Annotated in this window: 18 protein-coding genes; 7 read left to right on the forward strand and 11 right to left on the reverse strand. The window is 61.4% G+C overall.

Features of this window, described 5'->3' with window-relative positions; all coding sequences use genetic code 11:
• Positions 1–171 precede the first annotated feature (171 nt).
• The 4 genes from DKY63_RS00600 to DKY63_RS00615 form a co-directional block, all read right to left on the reverse strand.
• A complete protein-coding gene (locus DKY63_RS00600; protein WP_110962297.1) occupies positions 172–1,578 on the reverse strand; it encodes an aldehyde dehydrogenase family protein in 1,407 nt (468 codons plus the stop codon).
• 238 nt (positions 1,579–1,816) lie between these two features.
• Complete coding sequence (locus DKY63_RS00605; RefSeq protein WP_110962298.1) at positions 1,817–2,881, reverse strand: alpha/beta fold hydrolase; 1,065 nt, start codon at positions 2,879–2,881, stop codon at positions 1,817–1,819.
• Positions 2,882–3,148: 267 nt separating this feature from the next.
• Positions 3,149–4,192, reverse strand: a complete 1,044-nt coding sequence (locus DKY63_RS00610; RefSeq protein WP_110962299.1) for an LLM class flavin-dependent oxidoreductase — start codon at positions 4,190–4,192, stop codon at positions 3,149–3,151.
• 213 nt (positions 4,193–4,405) lie between these two features.
• Complete coding sequence (locus tag DKY63_RS00615) at positions 4,406–4,891, reverse strand: flavin reductase family protein (RefSeq protein WP_110962300.1); 486 nt, start codon at positions 4,889–4,891, stop codon at positions 4,406–4,408.
• A 322-nt stretch (positions 4,892–5,213) separates the two neighbouring features.
• On the opposite strand from DKY63_RS00615, the gene DKY63_RS00620 reads away from it, so the two are divergent.
• From DKY63_RS00620 to DKY63_RS00635, 4 genes are all read left to right on the forward strand, one after another.
• A complete protein-coding gene (locus DKY63_RS00620) occupies positions 5,214–6,620 on the forward strand; it encodes a purine-cytosine permease family protein (protein ID WP_110962301.1) in 1,407 nt (468 codons plus the stop codon).
• A 149-nt stretch (positions 6,621–6,769) separates the two neighbouring features.
• Complete coding sequence (locus tag DKY63_RS00625) at positions 6,770–8,059, forward strand: NAD(P)/FAD-dependent oxidoreductase (protein ID WP_110962302.1); 1,290 nt, start codon at positions 6,770–6,772, stop codon at positions 8,057–8,059.
• A gap of 25 nt (positions 8,060–8,084) precedes the next feature.
• On the forward strand, positions 8,085–8,639 hold the full coding sequence (locus DKY63_RS00630; protein WP_110962303.1) for a helix-turn-helix domain-containing protein: 555 nt from the start codon (positions 8,085–8,087) through the stop codon (positions 8,637–8,639).
• Between the two features lie 22 nt (positions 8,640–8,661).
• Entirely contained in the window at positions 8,662–10,008 is a 1,347-nt protein-coding gene (locus tag DKY63_RS00635; RefSeq protein WP_110962304.1) for a glutamine synthetase family protein, read from the forward strand.
• 358 nt (positions 10,009–10,366) lie between these two features.
• Here the strand turns inward: DKY63_RS00635 and DKY63_RS00645 are convergent, their stop codons facing one another.
• Both DKY63_RS00645 and DKY63_RS00650 read right to left on the reverse strand, forming a co-directional pair.
• Positions 10,367–10,999, reverse strand: coding sequence for a response regulator (locus tag DKY63_RS00645; RefSeq protein WP_110962305.1), 633 nt, complete (start codon positions 10,997–10,999; stop codon positions 10,367–10,369).
• A 24-nt stretch (positions 11,000–11,023) separates the two neighbouring features.
• Complete coding sequence (locus tag DKY63_RS00650) at positions 11,024–12,388, reverse strand: cache domain-containing protein (RefSeq protein WP_110962306.1); 1,365 nt, start codon at positions 12,386–12,388, stop codon at positions 11,024–11,026.
• 383 nt (positions 12,389–12,771) lie between these two features.
• Here DKY63_RS00650 and DKY63_RS00655 point away from each other — a divergent pair, with 383 nt between their 5' ends.
• Positions 12,772–14,829, forward strand: a complete 2,058-nt coding sequence (locus tag DKY63_RS00655; RefSeq protein ID WP_110962307.1) for a carbon starvation CstA family protein — start codon at positions 12,772–12,774, stop codon at positions 14,827–14,829.
• 15 nt (positions 14,830–14,844) lie between these two features.
• A complete protein-coding gene (locus tag DKY63_RS00660; protein ID WP_008051268.1) occupies positions 14,845–15,042 on the forward strand; it encodes a YbdD/YjiX family protein in 198 nt (65 codons plus the stop codon).
• Between the two features lie 128 nt (positions 15,043–15,170).
• Here the strand turns inward: DKY63_RS00660 and DKY63_RS00665 are convergent, their stop codons facing one another.
• The 4 genes from DKY63_RS00665 to DKY63_RS32045 form a co-directional block, all read right to left on the reverse strand.
• Positions 15,171–15,836, reverse strand: a complete 666-nt coding sequence (locus DKY63_RS00665; RefSeq protein ID WP_110962308.1) for a GntR family transcriptional regulator — start codon at positions 15,834–15,836, stop codon at positions 15,171–15,173.
• A 23-nt stretch (positions 15,837–15,859) separates the two neighbouring features.
• On the reverse strand, positions 15,860–16,570 hold the full coding sequence (locus DKY63_RS00670) for a FadR/GntR family transcriptional regulator (RefSeq protein WP_110962309.1): 711 nt from the start codon (positions 16,568–16,570) through the stop codon (positions 15,860–15,862).
• Positions 16,571–16,621: 51 nt separating this feature from the next.
• Positions 16,622–17,935, reverse strand: coding sequence for a C4-dicarboxylate transporter DctA (locus tag DKY63_RS00675; RefSeq protein WP_110962310.1), 1,314 nt, complete (start codon positions 17,933–17,935; stop codon positions 16,622–16,624).
• 329 nt (positions 17,936–18,264) lie between these two features.
• Complete coding sequence (locus tag DKY63_RS32045) at positions 18,265–18,423, reverse strand: hypothetical protein (protein WP_162634817.1); 159 nt, start codon at positions 18,421–18,423, stop codon at positions 18,265–18,267.
• Positions 18,424–18,657: 234 nt separating this feature from the next.
• Here DKY63_RS32045 and DKY63_RS00680 point away from each other — a divergent pair, with 234 nt between their 5' ends.
• Entirely contained in the window at positions 18,658–19,716 is a 1,059-nt protein-coding gene (locus DKY63_RS00680) for a GGDEF domain-containing protein (RefSeq protein WP_110962311.1), read from the forward strand.
• A 119-nt stretch (positions 19,717–19,835) separates the two neighbouring features.
• Here the strand turns inward: DKY63_RS00680 and DKY63_RS00685 are convergent, their stop codons facing one another.
• On the reverse strand, positions 19,836–21,401 hold the full coding sequence (locus DKY63_RS00685) for an aldehyde dehydrogenase (NADP(+)) (RefSeq protein ID WP_110962312.1): 1,566 nt from the start codon (positions 21,399–21,401) through the stop codon (positions 19,836–19,838).
• Between the last annotated feature and the right edge of the window lie 7 nt (positions 21,402–21,408).

Consider the following 21,408-nt stretch of genomic DNA (forward strand, 5'->3'; position numbering starts at 1 on the left):
CCGGGGTGGCCGCTGGGTTTGGGGATGACACAAAACCCTGTGGGAGCAAGGCTTGCCCGCGAAGAGGCCGGCACATTCAACATCGGTGCTGACTGAGCTGACGCCATCGCGAGCAGGCTCGCTCCCACAGGGATATTGGATTCCCACCCACAGGTATTGCGGTGTTGCTGTTTAGCCGCGCACCGCCCGGGAGCGCCAGACCATCATTTTCTCGACCTGCATTTCCTTCATGGTGTGGGGGATCCCGCCCACGCCATGGCCGGACTGGCGTGCGCCGGCGAAGGGCATCCAGTCGACGCGGAAGGTGGTGCTTTCGTTGATCATCACCGCCGTCGCGTCCAGGTCCTGGTAGCACTGCATGGCGGTGTCCAGGTTCTGGGTGAAGACCGCGGCCTGGAAGGCATCGGGCAGGGCGTTGGCCAGTTCGATGGCTTGCGCCAGGTCGTCGTAGGCGTACACCGCCACCACGGGGCCGAACACTTCCTTTTGCATCACGCTGGAGTCGATGGACGGATTGAGCAGTACGGTCGGCGCGTAGCAGTTGTTGCCGAGTGCACGGCCTCCGGAGATCAGGCGCGCGCCGCCGGCGACGGCCTCATCCACCCACTGGCTGACGCGATTGACTTCACGCTCGGTGATCAGCGGACCGACATCGGTGCGCGCATCGGTCGGGTCGCCGACCACCATGGCATCGCCCAACTGGCCCAGGCGCTCGGCCACCTGCTCGGCAATGCTGCTGTGGCAGAACACCCGCTGCACACTGACGCAGACCTGGCCTGCATGGAAGAAGGCACCCCGGGCGATGCGCGGCAGCGAGTCTTCGAGATCGGCGTCGGCGGCCAGCATCACCGGCGCCACACCACCGTGCTCCAGCGCGCAGCGGGTGCCGGGGGCGAGGGTCGAACGCAGCATCCAGCCGACTTTCGCCGAGCCGATGAAGCTGAAGAAACCCACCCGTGGGTCGGACACCAGCTTGCCAGTGATGCTGTTGTCCGCCGGCAGCAGCATCTGCGCCCAGCCTTCAGGCAGACCGGCTTCGGTGAGGATATCGACCAGCGTGCGGCAGCTGAGCGGGGTGTTGCCCGCCGGCTTGACGATCACCGGCGCGCCGACGGCGATGGCCGGAATCACCTGGTGCACGATCAAGTTGAACGGGTGGTTAAAGGCCGAGACCGCCGCCACCACGCCGATCGGTTCGAATTGGGTGAAGGCCACGCGGTTGGCCGATGCGGCGTTCAGGCCCATGGGAATCACGTGGCCGCCCTCGGTGCGCAGCACTTCGATGCTGTTGAGGATGCCGTCGATGCCGCGTTCGACTTCGGCGAGGGAATCCTTCAGTGGCTTGCCGCCTTCGCTGGCCGCCTGGGTGGCGATCTCGTGCTTGCGCTCGGTGATCAGTTCGGCGGCGCGGTGCAGGATTTCGATGCGCCGTGGCTTGCTCAGCCATTGGCTGCGGTTGCGGAAAAGGCCGTGGGCGACGCTCAGCGCCTGCTCGACATCAGCCGCGGTGGACGCGGCGACATGACCGAGTAGTTTGCCGTTGTAGGGCGCGTGCACAGCCAGGGTTTGTTCGGACATGGGACTTACCTCGGATCGCAAGAAAACAATGTGCGGGCTGGCGTCAAAGAGTGCAGCCTGCGACAGCTCCTACATGTGCAACGCTAGAGTGTAGGAGCTGCCGCAGGCTGCGATCTTTTAACCGGCCAATGGCGCTTGCCAGACTGGCGATCAAGTTAGCCATGAGCGGGTGTTTCGAAAACTGAATAATTAAGAAATACCCGTTCATTATTCCAGAACATCTTTTCGCCTCACGACCTTACAGGTGATCGGCATCGATGACCGCCTTGGCAAAGGCTTGCGGGTCTTCCTGCGGCAGGTTGTGGCCGATGCCGCCGGAGATCAGCCGGTACTCGTATTTGCCGGTGAAGCGTTGGCGATAGTCTTCGGCCTTCGGGTGCGGCGCGCCGTTGGCGTCGCCTTCCAGCGTGATGGTCGGCACACTGATGGACGGGGCCTTGGCCAGTTTCTGCTCCAGCGCCTCGTACTGGCTTTCGCCCTGGACCAGGCCCAGGCGCCAGCGGTAGTTGAAGACGGTGATGTCGACGTGATCCTTGTTATTCAGGGCGGCGGCGCTGCGGTCGTAGGTGGCGTCATCGAACTTCCACTGCGGCGAAGCCAGCTGCCAGATCAACTTGGCAAAGTCGTGGGTGTTCTTCTGGTAACCCTCTTTACCGCGATCGGTCGCGAAGTAGAACTGGTACCACCACTGCAATTCAGCCTTGGGCGGCAGCGGGTTCTTGCCGGCGGCCTGGTTGCCGATCAGATAGCCGCTGACCGACACCAGCGCCTTGACCCGCTCAGGCCACAGCGCCGAGACGATGTCCGCCGAACGTGCGCCCCAGTCGTAGCCACCGAGCACGGCCTGTTTGATGTGCAGGGCGTCCATGAAGTCGATGACGTCACTGGCCAGCGCAGCGGGTTGGCCATTGCGCAGGGTTTTATCGGACAGGAAGTGCGTATCGCCATAACCCCGGGCATAAGGCATCAACACGCGATAGCCCTTGGCGGCGAGCAGGGGGGCGACCTCGTCGTAGCTGTGAATGTCGTAGGGCCAGCCGTGCAGCAGGATCACCACCGGGCCATCGGCCGGGCCGGTTTCGGCATAGGCGACGTCCAGCAGGCCGGCGTTGACGTGTTTGAGCGGACCGAACGGGGAATCGGCGGTGGTTGGCGCAGTGGCGGGTGCAGGGGCTGCGCTGGCGCTGGTGTTCGCCTGGGCATTGACGGCGCCCAGTACGCCCAGGGTCAGGGCAAGAACGGTGGAGCCCACCAGATGGCGGCGATTTTTGTCGGCGTGTTTGTTCAACAAATGCACTTTCATGGTGGAGCTCCTTTTTAAGTGAAGGCCAGGCGGGGGAGGCCGTGGTTCACATTTAAGTGCAGGGAGGTATCCGGGGTATTTCAGGAAAGCGGGCGGGTGCAGCGTTTTGTATCGCGGGGAAGTGTAGATACATTCCGATACAAAGCGGGGGAAGGAACCTGTAGGAGCGAGCATGCTCGCGATGGACGCAAAGACACCGCGGGGAGGCAGGCACCCCGCATTATCGTTGACGACCATCGCGAGCATGCTCGCTCCTACAGGGGACAATCAGCGGAACGCTGGCACCACATGCTTGATGAACAGCTCCAGGGATTTTTTCTTTTCCGCGTGGGGCAGGCTGTTGTCGCACCAGAAGCTGAATTCGTCGACGCTCAGTTCCTGGTAGTACTTGATGCGCGGAATGATTTCTTCCGGGGTGCCGATCATGGCGGTCTTGTGCAGGCTGTCCAGTTCGAACTCCGGGCGACCGGCGAATTTCTCTTCCGGGCTTGGCGCCAGGAAGCCATTGACCGGGGTCTGTTTGTTGCCGAACCAGGCATCGAAAGTACGGTAGAACTTGGAGATGGCCCGGGCCCCGACTTTCCAGCCTTCAGGGTCGTCAGCGGTGTGGACGTGGGTGTGACGCAGCACCATCAGTTGCGGGCGCGGTACGTCCGGGTTGTTGTCCAGCGCGGCCTGGAATTTGTTTTTCAGGTCCAGCACCTCTTCGTCGCCTTTCATCAGCGGCGTGACCATGACGTTGCAGCCGTTGGCCACGGCAAAGTTGTGCGAGTCCGGGTCGCGGGCGGCGATCCACATCGGCGGGTTTGGCTGCTGGATCGGCTTGGGCACGCTGGTGGAGGTGGGGAATTTCCAGATATCGCCGTCATGGGCGTAGTCGCCTTGCCACAGGGCACGCACCACCGGAACCATTTCCCGCAACGCCTGGCCACCGCTGGAAGCCGGCATGCCGCCGGCCATGCGGTCGAACTCCACCTGATAGGCGCCGCGTGCCAGGCCGACTTCCATGCGACCGTTGCTGATCACGTCCAGCAGGGCGCATTCACCGGCCACCCGCAGCGGGTGCCAGAACGGCGCGATGATGGTGCCGGCGCCCAGGTGGATGGTGGTGGTCCTGGCCGCCAGATAGGCCAGCAGCGGCATCGGGCTCGGCGAGATGGTGTATTCCATGGCGTGGTGTTCACCGATCCATACGGTGCTGAAACCACCGGCTTCGGCCATCAGGGTCAGTTCGGTCAGGTCTTCGAACAACTGGCGGTGGCTGACGCTTTCGTCCCAACGTTCCATGTGTACGAACAGGGAAAATTTCATGACGCTTACCTCGGATCTTTTGTTATCGGCCTGTCGTGTGCGGGCTCGTTGGTTATTGGTATACCATAATACATAGTGACTGCAAATGTTCTTGCTCTTCTGTAGGAGCGAGCCTGCTCGCGATGCACGTCTGAGCGACGCGGGGTGTCAGGCTGCCAGCGTCATCGTTGACGACCATCGCGAGCAGGCTCGCTCCTACAGGGGGCGGGGGAATCAGGCCAGCACCGGCAACGCCCCCATCTTCCCGTGGCAATACACCAGCGGCCCGGCATCGTGCGCGGGCACGATCAGGTTCTTCACCGCGCCGACCATGATCGCGTGGTCGCCCCCTTCATATTCGCGCCACAGTTCGCATTCGATGACCGCCGTGGCATTGGCCAGGATCGGGTTGCCCAGTTCGCTCAGGGTCCATTCGATACCTTGCGCCTTGTCCTTGCCTTTACGGGCAAAAGCATAGGCTTCGATCTGCTGGCCGCCGGACAGCACGTGGATGGCGAAGCGCTTGTTCTTGATCAACACCGGATAGGAATCGGAACTGTAGTTGGGGCAGAACAGCACCAGGGCAGGGTCCATGGACAGCGAGCTGAAAGCGCTGGCGGTCAGGCCGACGATTTGCCCCTCGTCATCAAGCGTGGTGATCACCGTCACGCCGGACGGGAACGAACCCATGACTTGTTTGTAGATGGCGGCATCGATCATTGGACGGTCCTCGGGTGGTGTGACGCGGTTTTTATGTGTTTGTAGGTCTGATGGTATACCGTAATACCAAGTTTGCAAGAATTTTCACGGCGTGCCGACAAACGCGCAGGCTTGCCGTTTGAGCCAATGATTACGGGGACTTGCGCCAGGTGGCCGACATCGATACGCAGCGAAATGACGGATCAGATGCCCTTTCAAACGCCGGATCAGTCTTGTGAAAGTGTTGGAATACCATAATATGGCTCGCATCTGAGGGGTGGCAGACAGCACCCCCGGTTTGGCTTTTACAAAGATAAGAACAGACAAACTCGAGTTCACACCTATGTCCCAGATGTCCCGGCAAGATCCGTTGATCGAGAACCACACGGTCGACTACGTTCCTCTCGCAGAGCGCCACGGGAAGGCCCGCGATCTTTTCACCTTATGGTTCAGCACCAACATTGCGCCGCTGCCGATCGTGACCGGCGCGATGGTGGTCCAGGTGTTCCACCTCAATCTGTTCTGGGGCCTGCTGGCGATTGCCCTGGGGCACATGGTCGGTGGTCTGGTGATTGCCCTCGCATCGGCCCAGGGGCCACGCATGGGCATCCCGCAAATGGTCCAGAGTCGCGGCCAGTTCGGTCGCTATGGCGCGTTGCTGATTGTGTTCTTTGCCGCGCTGATCTATATCGGCTTCTTCATTTCAAACATCGTGCTCGCGGGCAAATCGATTGTCGGCATCGTGCCTTCGGTGCCCGTGCCGGCCAGCATCCTCATCGGTGCGCTCAGCGCCACAGCCATCGGGGTGATTGGCTATCGCTTCATCCATACCCTCAACCGTATCGGTACCTGGGTCATGGGCAGCGCGCTGCTCGCCGGCTTCCTCTATATCTTCGCCCATGAGCTACCGGCGGATTTCTTCAGCCGTGGCGGCTTCAACCTGCCCGGCTGGCTGGCCACGGTGTCGCTGGGCATCATCTGGCAGATCAGCTTCTCGCCTTATGTGTCGGACTATTCGCGTTATCTGCCGGCGGATATCGGCATCAGCCGCCCGTTCTTGGCCACGTACCTGGGCGCGACCCTGGGCACCATCCTGTCGTTCACCTTTGGTGCGGTAGCGGTCCTGGCGACTCCCGAAGGCACCGAGGCGATGGCGGCGGTCAAGCAGTCCACCGGCTGGCTGGGGCCGATCCTGATGGTGCTGTTCCTGCTCAACATCATCAGCCACAACGCCTTGAATCTGTACGGCGCGGTGCTGTCGATCATCACTTCGATCCAGACCTTCGCCAGCCAGTGGACGCCGAGCATCAAGGTGCGGGTGGTGTTGTCGAGCGTGGTGCTGGCGGGCTGCTGCGTGGTGGCGCTGGGAGCGTCGGCGGATTTCATTTCGCAGTTCATCGGGCTGATCCTGGCGCTGTTGCTGGTGCTGGTGCCGTGGGCCTCGATCAACCTGATCGACTTCTATGTGATCAAGCGCGGCTGCTATGACATCGCTTCGATCTTCCGCGCCGATGGCGGGATTTACGGGCGCTTCAACCTGCACGCGATCATTGCCTACTTCATCGGCATCATCGTGCAACTGCCGTTCGCCAATACCTCGCTGTACGTCGGGCCGTACGCCAATCTGGTGGACGGTGCGGACTTGTCCTGGCTGGTGGGACTGGTGGTGACGTGCCCGCTGTATTACTGCTTGGCGACACGGGGGCAGAAGCAGGAGAGCCGGGTGACGAAACTCGGTTACACCGACTGAAGCGACATCGTGTTCAACCGAAATGCCCGGCTTTTGCCGGGCATTTTTGTTTGCGTTGTGCTGGTGCCTCGTCGCCTGTCGTTGCCGGCGTGAAATCTTTCGTGTATTTTTTCATGAAATTAAAACTATAAAATTTCATGGAGCCGGTAATGTTTCAGCAATCCACGCAACATGTCGCCAGCTATTACGCCCATTCCTGCAGTGATCGCCTGGTCAATCGGCCGGCGCTCAAAGGTGAACAGGACACTGAAGTGCTGATCATCGGCGCCGGCTTCAGCGGCTTGCATACCGCATTGCGCCTGGCCCTGGCCGGCAAGCGCGTGACATTGCTGGAGGCGAGCCGGGTGGCGTGGGCGGCTTCGGGGCGTAACGGCGGGCAGGCGATTCTGGGTTGGTCCTGTGACATGCCACCGCTGGAAGCGGCACTGGGTTATGAGCGCACGCGGCGGCTGTGGGACGGCATGCGCTGGGCGGCGCAGGAATTGCGCGAACTGCCGGCGCGCCATGGTTTCGATTGCGATTACCGGCCCGGGCATCTCTGGACCTCGGTGATGCCACGGCGGGTCAGCCTGCTGACCGAATGGCAGCATGAGGCCAGCCACAAATGGGGTCATGACGGATTGCAGTTCATCGAGCGTGATCAGCTGCCGGAATGGGTCGCGAGCGAGCGTTATCAGGCCGGTCTGTTCGATCCCGAGGGCGGCCACCTCAATCCGCTGAAACTGGCGCTGGGCCTGGCCGCCGCGATTGAGCGGGCTGGCGGCGTGATCCATGAACAAAGCAAGGCCCTGAGTTATCACGAAGACGGCGACGGTTACCGGGTGACCACCGAACGCGGCAGCATCCGCGCGGACGTGCTGGTCCTGGCCTGCAACGCCTATCTGGATCGACTCGATCCGCAGCTGTCGAGTTGCGTATTGCCCGTGGGTACCTATCAGGTCGCCACGGCACCGCTGTCAGAAGCGCAGGCCACCGCGCTGTTGCCGAGCAATGTGTGTGTCACCGACAACCAGTTCGTGCTCGATTATTTCCGCCGCACGCCCGACAACCGCTTGTTGTTCGGCGGTGGCTGCACCTATTTGGGCGGGATGCCCAAGGACATCGCCGCCGCGACCCGGCCATGCCTGGAGCGGGTATTTCCGCAGTTGAAAGGCGTCGAGCTGGAGTTTTCCTGGGGCGGACATATCGACCTGACCCTCAAGCGCACCCCCGATATCGGCCGACGCGGCGATTTGTACTGGTTGCAAGGGTATTCCGGGCATGGCGTGCTGCCGACCCTGGCCGGGGCGCGGGCGGTGTCCGATGCGATACTCGGTCAAGCGGACGAACTGGCGTTGTATCAGGGCCTGACCAACGGCAGCTTCCCCGGCGGTAAATACATGGCGGCGCCCCTGGAAGCCATCGGCAAAGCCTGGTACCGGCTGCGCGACAGCATTTGAAACGGCCTTTTCTGGAAGCCTTTAGATGGACATGCAAGAAGAGATTTCGGCGCTGGCGATCCTGATCCAGGACCTGCGCAAACACAAAAAGTACACGCTCAAGGATCTGGCGGACAAAATCGGCCGTTCCGTGGGGTTCCTGTCCCAGGTCGAGCGCGGGCTGTCCCGGCCGACCGTGGCGGACCTGACCGCCATCAGCGAAACCCTGGGCGTGCCTACCACTTATTTCTACAGCCTGCCCAAACCCAAGGCCCTGCCGTGGGTGACCCGGCCGGATGAGCGTCGCACGCTGTATTACGCCGATGGCATCACCGACATCCTGGTCTCGCCGCAAATGCGCGCGTCCTTTTCCATGCTCGAAAGCCAGCTGGAACCCGGCGCCAGCAGCGGCGACCGACACATGAAGGACAGCTCGGAGCAGGGCGGCTACGTCCTCGAAGGCGAGCTGACCCTGTGGCTGGATGACGACGAACCGGTGACCTTGCGCCCCGGCGACAGTTTCCAGCTGGCCAGTCATGCCCATTGCCGCTACGGCAATCTGGGCGATCAACTCACCCGCGTACTTTGGGTTTACACCTGATAAAACAACAAGGAACACAATGATGGCTGCTGTCTCCCCAGAACTGCTGGCTGAAGTGCGTGAGTTTCGCCAGCTTCACCCCGACGTGCGCTTCGTCGACCTGATCTCCCTGGACATTCCGGGGCATTTCTATGGCAAGCGCTACCCGATCGAAATGCTCGAAAAAGTCGCGGCTGGCAGCGCGCTCAAGTTGCCGCAGAACTGCGTGTTGCTCGGCACCCAGGGCGGGTTGTTCAAGATCGGCGATTACTGCTTCAACGACGGCGACCCGGATGCGCAGCGGCGCCTGGTGCCCGGCACCCTGAAGCTGGTGAGCTGGGAGCAACAACCGCTGGGGCAGATGCTGATCACCTCCGACGGCACTGAAAAACCGATCGAATTCGAACCACGGGAAGTGTTGGCCCAGGTGCTGGCACGGTTGGGACGCAAGGGCATTTTCCCGGTGGTGGCATTCGAACTGGAGTTCTATCTGTTCGACAGTCACCTGCGCGATGGCCTGCCGCAATTTGCCCGCGACCCGCTGACCGGCGATGCCGATGATCAGCCGAACATGCACATCGAGCGCCTGACCCGTTTTGCCCCGGTCCTCGATGAGATGGTCGAAACGGCGCGAGCGCAGGGCATCGACGCCACGGTGATTACCGCCGAGTTGGGCCCTGGCCAGTTCGAAATCAACTTCGGTCATCTCGATGACGGTTTGCGTGCCGCCGACTGGGCCGCCTTGTTCTGCCGCAGCACCCGTGGCGTGGCGCTCAAGCACAACTATCGCGCCAGCTTCATGGCCAAACCGTATTTGCAGCACCCCGGCAGCGGCATGCATGTGCACGTGAGCCTGTATGACAAAGCGGGGAACAACCTGCTGGCGGCGGATGGACAGCAGGCGCTGCGTCATGCCGTGGCCGGTTGCCTGGACGTGCTGCCCCATTGCATGCCGATCTTCGCGCCGAACCACAACGCCACTCGCCGCTTGAGCGCCACGGTGAACGTCGCCTCCCGCGCCAGCTGGGGCTTTGAAGACCGTGACGCGTGCCTGCGGGTGCCGGAGTCGGACGCGAACAACCTGCGTATCGAACATCGCCTCGCCGGCGCCGATGCCAACCCGTATCTGGTGCTGGCAGCGATCCTGATCGGCCTGGAGCAGGGCCTTGAACAGAAGCGCGAGCCGATTGCGCCGCTCAATGACGATCGCAGCAGCGGCGTGGATTTCCCGTTGGAAATGCTTGAAGCCGTGCGCTGCATGCAGAACCACGCGGCGGTGCGCGATGGCCTGGGGGCGGAGTTTGTCGATGTGTATTGCGAGAACAAACGCCAGGATCATTTGGCGTTCATGAATGACATCAGTGCGCGGGAGTACCGCTGGTTTCTGTAAGCGCAGTTAAAGCGGTTTCGACGTTAACCTTAAAAAACATCTGGATATTTAAAGGCTTAGCGAAGTTAGTAACTGAGCAGTTAATCAAAATATCTTGTTACAGGGCGAAATATTCCGTAATATTCGCCCCGCGTTCACCACCACGGTTTATGCATTTTTAAATCCCGGGCGTCCATCAGCTGCCCGGGATTTTTTTTGCCTGGAATTTGACCCTGATTTACTTGATCCCTGCTTTTCTGTGGGAGCGAGCCTGCTCGCGATAGCGGTGTGTCAGTCAACATTGATGTTGACGGTGCCGCCCTCATCGCGAGCAGGCTCGCTCCCACAGGTGATAGATGACAGGCGGAAGGCATAGGGGCTATCGGGAAATGAGCCCGTGATCGATGGCGTATTTGACCAGCGCCGCCGGCTTGTCGATGTTGAGCTTGCGCCGGATGCTCAGGCGATGGGTCTCCACGGTGCGCACGCTGATGTCCAGTTCCCGGGCCATTTCCTTGTTGTTCAGGCCCTGGGCCATCTTCGACAACACTTGGCTCTCCCGGGGCGTCAGCTCGTTGTCGGTGTTCTTGTCGGCGACGAGCCGCTGGGCGATGTCGGCGCTATAGAAGGTGCCGCCGCTGGTGATCGCTTCGATGGCGGCGATGATTTCCCGCGAGGGTGCATTTTTCAGCACATAGCCGCTGGCCCCGGCGCGCACGGATTCACTGACATATTCATAGTTGTCGTACATGCTCAGCACCAGCACCTTGAGCGACGGGTATTGACCGCGCAGCATGCGGGTCAGCTCCAGGCCGTTCATGTCGCCCAGGCTGATGTCGACCAGCAACAGGTCGGGCTGGCAGCGCCCGACCATCTCGATCGCCTCGGCACCGTTTTCGGCTTCGCCCACCACTTCCAGGGGCGCCATGACCGACAGCAGTGCCTTGATTCCATCGCGGACCAGGGAGTGATCGTCGACCAGCGCGACGCGGATCGGGGAGGGCAGGTTCATTCTAGGTTCACTCTTGTTATTGGCTCAGCCAAGCCTGTCGGCGGACGGTTTCATTGGCAGCAGCACATCCAGTTCACTGCGTCCGGGTACGGATACCAGGTCGAAGCGGCCGCCAAAATGTTCGACGCGTTCACGGATATTTCGCAGGCCGATGCCTGCCTGACGACGCTCGACCTGGGCGACGTTGAAGCCCACGCCGTCATCGACCACCGTCAGGCGCACATTGTCTTTGGAGCCGTGCAGGGTAATGGCGACATGTTTGGCCTGGGCATGCCGTTCGATATTGGTCAGGCCTTCCTGAACGATGCGAAACAACGAGACCGCCGCGCCATCGACCAGTTGGCAGTCGAATTCATTGTCGGTGTAGCTCACCGTCAGGCCGCTGCGCTGCTCGAATTCCGCCGCCAGTTGGCCGATGGCCGCTGGCAGGCCGAGGGTGTCGAGCAGGGATGAGCGCAGGTCGTGGGACAGGCTGCGCACCTCGCCGATAGCCTCGCCCAGCCTTTGCGTGGCATCGCGAAGTATGCCCAGACCCTTGTCCTGCCCATTTTCCAGCACATGGCTGGCCAGTTCGAACTGAAACTTGATCGAGACCAGCACCTGGCTGATGCCGTCGTGCAGCTCACGGGAGACTCGCGAACGTTCTTCTTCCTGCAGGCTGACGATGCGCTGGGTCAGGCGTTGCAGCTTCTTGTCCGCGAGCCGGTGTTCGCTGACATTCAGTGTCATGCCGGTGGCGAACACGAACAGCACCGCCACCAGCGCCACCACAGCAATCGCCATCATGGTCTTGCGGATGCCCATGGCCACTTCGGCGCGGGCCTGCTGCGTGGCGCGCTCGACGTCTTCCAGGTAAATGCCGGTGCCGAGCATCCAGCCCCAGCGATCGAGCATCACTACGTAGGCGAGCTTGTCGGTGACCTGGCCGGAGGAGGGCTTGTTCCAGGCGTAACGCTGGAAGCCTTCGCCCGATTGTGCGCTTTTGAGCAACGCCTGAATCACCGGCAAGCCGTGGGGGTCTTTCATGTCCCACAGGTATTGGCCCACCAGTTCGGACTGGCGTGCGTGCATCAGGCTGCGGCCTTCGTGGTCGTAGACGAAGAAATAGCCGTTGATACCGAAGCTGAGTTTGCGCAGTTCTTCCAACACCTGTTTCTGCGCGGCGGCGTCGCCATGGCCATCGTCGTACAGCGGCTCGATCAGGCTTTGCGCCATTTCCACGTAGTTTTTCAACTCCGCGCGCTTGCTCGCCAGAATGCTGTCTTCGATCAGCTGCGCCTGCTGATCGCCCAATTGACGATTCAGGGAAATCACCAGCGCGCAGATCACGGCAATGGCCAGGACCAGCGGCAGGATCCCGAGGGCGACGATCTTGTGTTTGAGCTGCATCAGTGCTCCCGGCCGGAACGAGGGATGGCGAAGGCCCGGCATCATATGCCAAACATACGCCGGGCCTGTAGCGCTGCTGGACGGAATGACGGGTGGCCTGCATATGCCAGAACCTGTAGGAGCAAAGCTTGCTCGCGATGGCGGTGTGTCGGTCACCATATTCGTTGAATGACACACCGCCATCGCGAGCAAGCTTTGCTCCCACAGGTTTTGCGTTTCCCAGGAAAGATCAGCGTGTCCTACGTAGAACTACGTAGACGCTACATACGTAGTAACGCGGATTTATTTGTGGACGCCATGCGCGGATATTGGGCCAGCTCCGCCTAGCGGACACAATTATAAAAATTACCGCCGCAGTCACGAGCTGTCGGCAGGAGACCCCTATGCCCCGTCTGGCTAAACACCTCGCCTGGTTTGCCGTGGCTGTCCTTGGAGCGATTGCGCTGAGTGTCGTGGCCCTGCGCCGCGGCGAAGCGATCAACGCCCTCTGGATCGTCGTCGCCGCTGTCGCTATCTACCTCGTTGCCTACCGTTACTACAGTCTGTTCATCGCCAATAAAGTGATGCAGCTGGACCCCAATCGCGCCACGCCCGCCGTGCTCAACAACGACGGTCTGGACTACGTTCCCACCAACAAACACGTGCTTTTCGGTCACCACTTCGCGGCCATCGCGGGCGCGGGGCCACTGGTCGGCCCGGTCCTGGCGGCGCAGATGGGCTACCTGCCCGGCACGCTCTGGCTGATCGCCGGCGTGGTGCTGGCCGGTGCGGTGCAGGACTTCATGGTCCTGTTCATGTCCACCCGCCGCAACGGCCGCTCCCTGGGCGACATGGTCCGTGAGGAAATGGGCCGCATCCCCGGGACCATCGCGCTGTTCGGCTGCTTCCTGATCATGATCATCATCCTCGCGGTGTTGGCGCTGATCGTGGTCAAGGCCCTGGCCGATAGCCCGTGGGGCATGTTCACGGTGATGGCGACCATCCCGATTGCGATGTTCATGGGCATCTACATGCGCTACATCCGCCCGGGCCGCATCGGTGAGATTTCCATCATCGGCGTGGTGTTGCTGCTGGCTTCGATCTGGCTGGGCGGGCAGATTGCCGCCGACCCGGTATGGGCCAAGGCCTTCACCTTTACCGGCGTGCAGATCACCTGGATGCTGATCGGCTACGGTTTCGTCGCCGCGGTATTGCCGGTGTGGCTGATCCTGGCGCCCCGTGACTACCTGTCGACTTTCCTGAAAATCGGCACCATCGTCGCCCTGGCCATAGGCATCCTGGTGACCATGCCCGAGCTGAAAATGCCGGCGCTGACCCAGTTCATCGACGGCACCGGCCCGGTATGGAAGGGCGGTCTGTTCCCGTTCCTGTTCATCACCATCGCCTGTGGCGCGGTATCGGGTTTCCACGCGCTGATCGCCTCCGGCACCACGCCGAAGCTGCTGGCCAGCGAAGGTCATGCCCGTTACATCGGTTACGGCGGCATGCTCATGGAATCCTTCGTGGCAATCATGGCCATGGTCGCCGCTTCGGTGATCGATCCGGGCGTGTACTTCGCCATGAACAGCCCGGCCGCCGTGGTCGGCGCCGACGCTGTTGCCGTTGCGCAGACCGTCAGCAGCTGGGGCTTCGCCATCACGCCGGAAGCGCTGCAAGCGGTGGCCCACGACATCGGTGAAACCACCATCCTGGCCCGTGCCGGCGGTGCGCCGACCCTGGCGGTGGGTATCGCGCAGATCCTGCACCACGTGTTGCCGGGCGAGAACACCATGGCGTTCTGGTACCACTTCGCGATTCTGTTCGAAGCGCTGTTTATCCTGACTGCAGTGGATGCCGGTACCCGTGCCGGACGCTTCATGCTGCAGGACTTGCTCGGTTCCTTCGTGCCGGCCCTGCGCCGCACCGAGTCCTGGACCGCCAACCTGATCGCCACCGCCGGTTGCGTGGCCATGTGGGGTTACCTGCTGTACCAGGGCGTGATCGACCCGTTGGGTGGCATCAATACCTTGTGGCCGCTGTTCGGTATCTCCAACCAGATGCTGGCGGGTATCGCGCTGATGCTGGGCACCGTGGTCCTGATCAAGATGAAGCGTCAACAGTATGTGTGGGTGACGCTGCTGCCAGCGGTCTGGCTGCTGATCTGCACCACCACCGCCGGCTTCATCAAGCTGTTCGACGCCAACCCGGCGATCGGCTTCCTGGCCCTGGCCAAGAAGTACAGCGATGCGCTGGCCAACGGTCAGGTGCTGGCTCCGGCCAAGAGCATCGATCAGATGCAGCACGTGATCTTCAATGCCTACACCAACGCAACGCTGACCGCGCTGTTCCTGTTCGTGGTGTTCAGCATCCTGTTCTTTGCGCTCAAGGTCGGCGTAGCCGCCTGGGGCAAGAAAGAGCGTACGGATAAAGAAGCGCCGTTCCAGCCAGTGCCGCAGGCGTGATCGAGGAGCTGCCGCATGTTCAATGACCTCAGTCGCCTCGGCAAATACCTCGGTCAGGCCGCGCGCCTGATGGTGGGGATGCCCGACTACGACAACTATGTCGAGCACATGCAGAGCAAGCATCCGGACAAGCCGGTGATGGACTACGAGGCGTTTTTCCGCGAACGCCAGGAGGCCCGTTACGGCAGCAAGGCCGGGCCTAAATGCTGTTAGGTTGAAGCAGTACCCTGTAGGAGCGAGCCTGCTCGCGATGAACGCAACGACAACACGTGTATTCAGACAGTACGCGTTATCGTTGAGGTCCATCGCGAGCAGGCTCGCTCCTACAGTTGTTTTTGTGTCTAGCTGGCAGCGCGGGTTTGCCGCAGCAACATCCCTTCAAGCTGATCCAGGTGCCGGCTGAGCAGCGATACAGCCATCGCCGCATCCTGCCGCTCAACGGCTTCCACAATCCCTTCCTGTACCCGCCAGTCGCAATAGCCCTCGACCTGCGCATCCATCTGCGCGATCGCCAGCGACGTCAATGGCACCAGGCTTTCCAGAAAGTGCGTCAAGGGAGCATTGCCCGCCAGCTCCGCCAATTGCAGATGAAACGCTCCCGCCAGTCGAAGGGCCTGGCCGCGCTCGACGCAGTGGCGTTGGCTCTGGATGATTTCCCGCAGGCGCGTGAAGTCTTGAGGGCGCTGGCAGGCCAGTCGCACCAGGGTGGTTTCGGCCAGCCGTCGGGCGTGCAGGGTTTGCCGGGTCTGTTCGGCATTCGGCGCGGCAACGCGAGGGCGATGGTTGGGGCGAAGAATGATGATGTGCTGGTGGCTCAGGCGCGTCAGCACGCTGCGAATCTCGCTGCGGCGCACGCCGAACATCTGGCCCAGGCTGTCTTCGGTGAAACGGCTGTGGGGTTGAAGACGCTGCTCGAGAATGGCGTCGAACAGCCGCGAATAAAGGTCGTCTGCCGGCAGAGGGAAGGGCAGGTCAACAAGAGTTTGCGGTGAGGCGAAGCTGTTCATGGCCTGTCTCCAGTTTCAGGTTTTCAACGGCTGAGGTTGTCGTCCGGAATGTTCAGTTCGATGCCCATGCGCTGGCCTTCGCGCAGGATGTGCCGGCGCATTTCGGCACTGGCCTGGGCGCTGTTCTTGCTGCGGATCGCGCGGACCACGGCTTCGTTTTCTTCCAGGCGTTCGGCCAGGTGTTCGGGAGAATTGCGCAGCACGTCGGCGCTTTGTTTGAGGGCGTTGCTGGTCTGCTGCACCACGCTCTGGAAAATCGGGTTCGAGGTCAGGGTGAACAGCTCTTCGTGAAACGCGATGTAGGCGTTCACGCCGGCTTCGCTGTCGTTGGCCTCCAATGCTTCACGCATGTCCATCAGGGTCAGGCGCAGTTGCCCGACTTCCTTGCTGCTGATCGATTGCGCAACCAGGCCGACAATGAACGGTTCGAGGGTATAGCGCAGTTGCAGCACATCCTCCAGGCTCGCGCCGGCCACCGCGCTGTCGTGGCGCTGGTCATCGCTGTCGCTGGCAATGGCGTCCAGCACCACCACGCCTTTGCCCGGCATCGACCGCACCAGCCCGAGGGTTTCCAGCACGGTCACCGCTTCGCGCAGACTCGGGCGGCTGATGCCCATTTGTTCGGCCAGTTCACGCTGGCCCGGCAACATGTCGCCGGAGCGCCACTGACCGCGGGCCAGCGCGGCCCGAAGTTTTTCTACCACTGAATTGACGACGGTTGAGGAGGTAATCACGGTTCGCTCCAAGCGATCTAAGTGCCCACCGGCAAGGTGGGCACGCACTGTTTAAAATTCCTGCTGATGCGACGCAGCAGCGGGTTTTCTCGGCTGGAAGGTATAACCCACCTGACCGGAAAGCACTTTGTTTGCCCGTTGAATATCGATGTCTTTTTCCCAGCGGGCGATGGCCACGGTGGCGACACAGTTGCCAATCAGGTTGGTCAGCGCTCGGCCGATACCCATGAACCAGTCCACCGCCAGCACCAGCACCAGGCCGACCACCGGGATCGCCGGGATAGCTGTAAGCGTCGCCGCCAGAATCACCAGGGCCGAACCTGGAATGCCGTGGGCGCCTTTGGAGGTGATCAGCGACACCAGCAAAATGGTCAGCAGGTCGGTCATGGCCAGCGGTGTGCCGGTGGCATTGGCAATGAAGACAATGGCCAGTGTCAGATAAATCGAAAAGCCGTCGAGGTTGAACGAGTAGCCGGTGGGGATCACCAGGCCGACCGTCGAACTGCCGATGCCCAGGTGTTCGAGTTTGCGCATGATTTGCGGCAGCACGGCGTCGGAGGAGGCGGTGCCCAGGACGATCAGCAATTCTTCGCGCAGGTATTTGAGCAAGGGCCACATGCGCAAGCCCGACAGGCGCATCACCAGGCCGAGGATCACCACCACGAACGCCGCGCAGGTCAGGTAAAACAGGCCGACCAGGCTACCCAGATGTTGCAGCGAGTCCAGGCCATATTTGCTGGTGGTGAACGCAATCGCGCCGAACACGCCAATCGGCGCCAGGCGCACGATCATGCCCATGATGCGGAAGATCACGTGGCTGAGCTCATTGATCAGTCGCGAGATGCCCGAAGCCGCTTCACCCACCAGATTCAGGGCGCTGCCGAACAACACCGAAAACAGCAGCACCTGCAGGATGTTGTTGTCGGCGAAGGCACCGATGACCGAGGTCGGGATCAGGTCCATCAGGAACTGCGTGGTGGTGTGCATGTGCTGGCCGCGCTGGGCGATGTCGCCCATGTCGGCGGCGGACAGCTGTTCCAGATGGATGTTGGCACCGCTGCCGATGCCCGTGCTGAAGGCGAACACCAGGCCGATCACCAGGGCGATGGTGGTCAGCACTTCGAAGTAGATCACCGATTTGAGGCCGATTCGGCCGACTTTCTTCAGGTCGCCGGCACCACTGATGCCGCTGACCACGACGCAGAACACGATCAGGCCAATGAGCATTTTGATCAGCTTGATGAAGCCGTCGCCCAGCGGCTTGAGCTGGGCCGAATATTCGGGAAGGGTCAGCCCGCAGATGATGCCGAGCATCAGTCCGAGAACCACTTGGAGGAAGATTGAACGCGAGCACCATCTGAGCATGGGAGGAATCCTGGTCGGTGTCCCGGCTGGCGTGACTGTGGCACTTCAGCGTCGGGACTTAATTATTGTGGTCTTACCGGTATGTCCAGTGCGAGGTCAGTCTAGGCGGGTTTATTGGCTGGATACAAGAGGGAAGTGAAAAATTGGCATGACCGGTCTGACCAGTGGTTTCGTCAGAGGATTCTTGAATGTTCAGCAAACGGATGGGTAGTTCGGCGAGGGAGCAGGGGGAATGGCAGATGCGCCCGGTTTCCCGGGGCGGGAGCAATAGCTATGAAGGCAGGAAATTCAGCGAGCGGGCGTTGAAAGGTAGCGTGGGCGAGAAGGGCTTACGCCAGATAAATACCCGAATGGTCTTCTTCGCATACGTCCGAATGCTGCATGCCCAGCGCCTGATCCGCCATTTTCGCCTTGTGGATCTGACGGCACAGGATCGCGGCCAGGGCAATGGCCAGCACGAACCAGCAGATCAGGACATTCAGGAGCATGGCATTTCCTCAGGCAGGAACACTTCTTGATGAGAGCCGGCTGCAGTTCAGCGGCAATATGACATCATTATGCCACGCAATGATGGCACTGTGCATCCACTCGTCGTTTTGCACCGCCGTTCCAGGTCAGACATTAAATGGCGATGCCAATCAAACCGGGATAGCCGTTTGTCGGGCGTATCGGTATGCTCAGCGCACTGCCAAACGCCAATGATTAACAACCACAGTGAATCCATGAGCCAATCAGACACGCGTGCGAATGTGCTGGCGCTTTATCCTGAAGACTCCCGCGAGGCCGCGGCGCTGCTCAAGCAAGCCGTACCCCTGATGGTTCGCCACAATATCCCGCCCAATCCCGTGCATTACGCGCTGTGGTACACCTACAGCAAAGGCCAGGAACCGGAACTCAACCGTCATCTGGACCGCGTGGTGCGAGACTTCGACGGATGCCCGCCAGAATCGGCCACACGGCTGTTTCGCGAGTTCATCATTCGTGACGAGCTGGAAGACGCCCGCGCGGAACAGCAGCAGGTGATCACCCTAGTCGATGGCATGGAGCGCGATGTCTCGCGCAGCGTGAAGGGCAGTGTCAGTTTCCAGAACCGTCTCGGGCAGTGTCTGGAAATGCTGGAACAACCGGCCAGCGATCGTTTGCCGGGGATCTTGAACGAACTGCAGCAGAGCACCCGGCTGATGCAGAGTCAGCAGGAACACTTCCTGGCCCAACTGCAATCGGCGCAAAGCGAAATCAAGACCCTGCGCGACAAACTCGAGCGTGCCCAACAGGCGGCGACGCTGGACGGCCTGACCGAACTGCTCAACCGCACGGCGTTCACCCGTCAGTTGGAGAAGGCGTTGGCCAAGTCCGGTGGACAGGTCGCGTTGGTGATGCTGGATATCGATCACTTCAAACACTTCAATGACCAGTACGGTCATCCGCTGGGCGATCGGGTGCTGCAGCATGTGGCCCAGGTGTTGCGCGGTGCGCTGGTGGGCGAGGCGTTCGCCGGGCGTTACGGCGGCGAGGAATTCTGCGTGGTGCTGGAGCATTGCACCGACCTGGAAGGCGCCTGCGCCTTTGCCGAGCAACTGCGCCTGAAGGTCCAGTCGTTGCGGATCAAGGCGCGGGGTACCGACACGGTGCTGGACACCATCACCGCGTCCTTCGGCGTTGCCTTCGTTGGGCCGGGCGACAACCTGGAAACCCTGCTGACCCGTGCTGATGATGGTTTGTATGAGGCCAAGCGCAATGGGCGCAATCAGGTGGTTGCTTTGCAGAAAACTCAGGTTTAAGCAATCCCTGTAGGAGCGAGCCTGCTCGCGATGGTCGTCAACGATGACGCGGGCTGTCTGCATGCCCGCGGTGTCTGGATGTTCATCGCGAGCAGGCTCGCTCCTACAGGGGGTTGTGCTTATTGGCCATCCACGCTGCGCGGCAATCCGAGCGGGTTCAATTCCCGAAGTGCTTCAGGCAACAAACCATCCGGAAAGCCCTGATAGGTGATCGGTCGAAGGAAGCGCTCGATGGAGGTCATGCCTACTGACGTGAAACGGCTGTCCGAGGAGGCCGGGAACGGTCCTCCGTGAATGGTCGCGAAGGACACTTCCTGCGGATGGGCGAACGCATTGACCACGATCCGCCCGGTACGCCGCTCCAGTATCGGCAACAAGCGTCGGGCCAACGCCAGGTCCGCGTCCTCAAGGTGCAGGGTCGCGCTGAGCTGTCCGCGAAACGCCCGGGCGACCGCCAGCATCTGTGCCTCATCCCGAACTTTCACCAGCAGTGCGGCGGGACCGAAAACTTCATCGGCCAATGCCGGCTCGTCGAGGAAACGCTGGCCGTCGACTTCGAGCAATCCCGAACGTCCATCCAACTCGGCATGGGCCACCGCACCCACCGCCACCAGGCTCGCACCCGCGCTTTGCAGGTGATCGAGATTTTTCAGGTAAGCGCCTTGAATTCCCGGGGTCAGCATCGGCCGCGCGGGAGCGTCGGTCACTCGCTTGATCATGGCCGCGCGCAATGCCGCAAAACCTTCACCTTCGACGGCGATCAGGATCGCCGGCTTGAGGCAGGCCTGGCCGACATTGACCAGCATGCGCTCGACGAAACCGTCACCGATCTGCGCGCCTCGCGCGGCCAGGGCCTGGGGCAGGATGAAGGTGGGGTTGACGCTGGTCATCTCGGTAAACACCGGGATCGGGTCGGGGCGCAATTGTGCGCGGCGATACAGGGCCATGCCGCCCTGTTCGGAACCGGTGAAGGTCACGGCCTTGATCAGCGGATGATCGACCAGCGCTTCGCCAATGGCATTGCCGGCGCCGCGCACCATCGAGAACACACCCGCCGGCAAGTGGCTGTCCTGCACCGCCTTGAGAATGGCCCGCGCTTGAATTTCCGAAGCGCCGGGATGGGCGTTATGGGCCTTGACGATGACGGTCGCGCCCGCCGCCAGTGCCGAAGCGGTATCGCCACCGGCCACGGAATAGCTGATGGGGAAGTTGCTCGCGCCGAACACCGCGACCGGGCCGATGGCGATTTTCTGCAGGCGGTGGTCCATGCGTGGCCGTGGCTGGCGCTCGGGCTGCGCCGGGTCGATGGCCAGGTGCAAGAAGCGTCCCTTGCGCACGACGTCGGCGAACTGGCGGAACTGTGTGGCGGCCTTGGCGACTTCACCTTGCAGCTGGGCTTCGGGCAGACCGGTTTCCAGCGCGGCCCGGGCAGCGAGTTCGGCAGTGACGGCATCGAGATTGTCGGCAATGCGTTCAAGGAACGCCGAGCGCTCGGCGAGTGAGGTATGGCTGTAATGATCGAAGGCTTCGTCGGCGAGCGTCGCCGCCCGATTTACTTCAGCGGCGCCACCCAGGGCGAAGTCCGGCTCGATGGTCTGATTGGTCGCAGGGTTGAGCGCTTTCAGGGTTCCTTCGGTCGCCGCGACTTCGTCGGCGCCGATCAGCAGATGTCCGGTCAGTTTCATGGGTTTG

Source organism: Pseudomonas putida, assembly GCF_003228315.1.
Taxonomy (GTDB): domain Bacteria; phylum Pseudomonadota; class Gammaproteobacteria; order Pseudomonadales; family Pseudomonadaceae; genus Aquipseudomonas; species Aquipseudomonas putida_S.